This window comes from Burkholderia sp. E168m23 (assembly GCF_016586125.1).
GTDB lineage: Bacteria > Pseudomonadota > Gammaproteobacteria > Burkholderiales > Burkholderiaceae > Burkholderia > Burkholderia orbicola.
Genome location: NZ_BCPP01001313.1, coordinates 1 through 1,463, shown reverse-complemented (window position 1 = coordinate 1,463; position 1,463 = coordinate 1). Strand labels below are relative to the sequence as shown.

Here is a 1,463-nt window from a genome sequence, read left to right as displayed (position 1 = left end):
GGCGCGGCGGAAATGTCGTATAACTTCGTATAATGTATGCTATACGAAGTTATTACGCCTTCACGGGCGGCGTCGCGATCGGCAAGGCGATTGCCGCGCGGGCCGGCTATCGACGCATCGTGCTGGAGCTGGGCGGCAACGATCCGCTGATCGTCCTGGCCGATGCCGATCTCGACCGCGCGGCATCGCTGGCGGTGCTCGGCTCGTACCGGAATTCGGGCCAGCGCTGTACGGCCGTCAAGCGGATGCTGGTGCAGCGCTCGATCGCGCCCGCGTTCACCGAATTGCTCGTCGAGAAGACGCGCGCATGGAAATACGGCGATCCGTTCGATCCCGCGAACGAAATGGGCACGGTGATCGACGAGACGGCGGCGCGGCTGTTCGAGGTACGGGTGAACGAGGCGGTCGCGCAGGGCGCGCGCCTGCTGACCGGCAACGTGCGGCGCGGCGCGCTGTATGCGCCGACCGTGCTCGACAACGTCGATCCGTCGATGACGATCGTGCGCGAGGAGACCTTCGGCCCTGTGTCGCCCGTCATCGCATTCGATACGATCGAAGACGCGATCCGGATCAGCAACGGCACGGCGTTCGGGCTGTCGTCGGGTGTCTGTACGGACAGTACGGCGGCGGTCGTACGGTTCGTGAACGAGCTGAAGGTCGGCACGGTGAACGTGTGGGAAGTGCCGGGATACCGGATCGAACTGTCGCCGTTCGGCGGGATCAAGGATTCGGGGCTCGGTTACAAGGAAGGCGTCCAGGAGGCGATGAAGAGCTTCACGAACCTGAAGACGTTTTCGCTGCCTTGGGAGTGAGTGGATGGCGTTGACGGTGGAAGAGATCCACGGGCTGTATCGCGAGCATGGCCATGTGGCCTATAGCGGCGAACCGGTCACGCAGCTGGAGCATGCATTGCAGAGCGGCTTGCTGGCGGAGGAGTCCGGGGTGGACGAAGCGCTGGTCGCGGCGGCGTTCCTGCATGACCTCGGCCATCTGCTGAACCGTCAGGGCGACACGCCGAGCGCGCGCGGGATCGACGATCTGCATCAGTATTACGTGCTGCCATTCCTGCGTCCGTTGTTTTCCGACGCGGTGCTGGAGCCGATCCGGCTGCATGTCGACGCGAAGCGCTGCCTGTGCCGCACGGATGCCGGCTACTTTGAGAGCCTGTCGCCGGACTCGGTGCGCAGTCTGGCGTTGCAGGGCGGCGTCTTCAGTGAAGAGGAGACGGCGGCGTTCCTGCGGCGCCCGTTCGCGGAGGATGCGTTGCGCCTGCGCCGCTGGGACGATACGGCGAAGGAGGAAGGCAAGGCGACACCGGATCTCGATCACTATATGGAGATCGTCGCGCGTCAGGTGCGCGCACGTTCCTGACGATTCGGCTGCTTCTATATAAGGCGCCGCACGCGGCAGCGTGCGGCGCCTTATATTTTTTGCGAAACCCCTTGCGCTCACGGCGGGAGGTG

The 1,463-nt window shown here is 64.4% G+C and carries 1 protein-coding gene and 1 pseudogene; both read left to right on the top strand.

Translation table 11 applies throughout. The annotated features are described in order from the left end of the window. Positions 1-59 precede the first annotated feature (59 nt). A pseudogene (locus JMF90_RS36855) lies at positions 60-812 on the top strand (aldehyde dehydrogenase family protein); the annotation flags it as partial. Between the two features lie 4 nt (positions 813-816). Next, entirely contained in the window at positions 817-1,371 is a 555-nt protein-coding gene (locus tag JMF90_RS36850) for a phosphonate degradation HD-domain oxygenase (protein WP_011546903.1), read from the top strand. Positions 1,372-1,463 lie beyond the last annotated feature (92 nt).

What these genes read in the sequence shown, in the direction of transcription:
- JMF90_RS36850 (WP_011546903.1), top strand. Translation starts at nt 817, where the DNA reads ATGGCGTTGACGGTGGAAGAGATCCACGGGCTGTATCGCGAGCATGGC.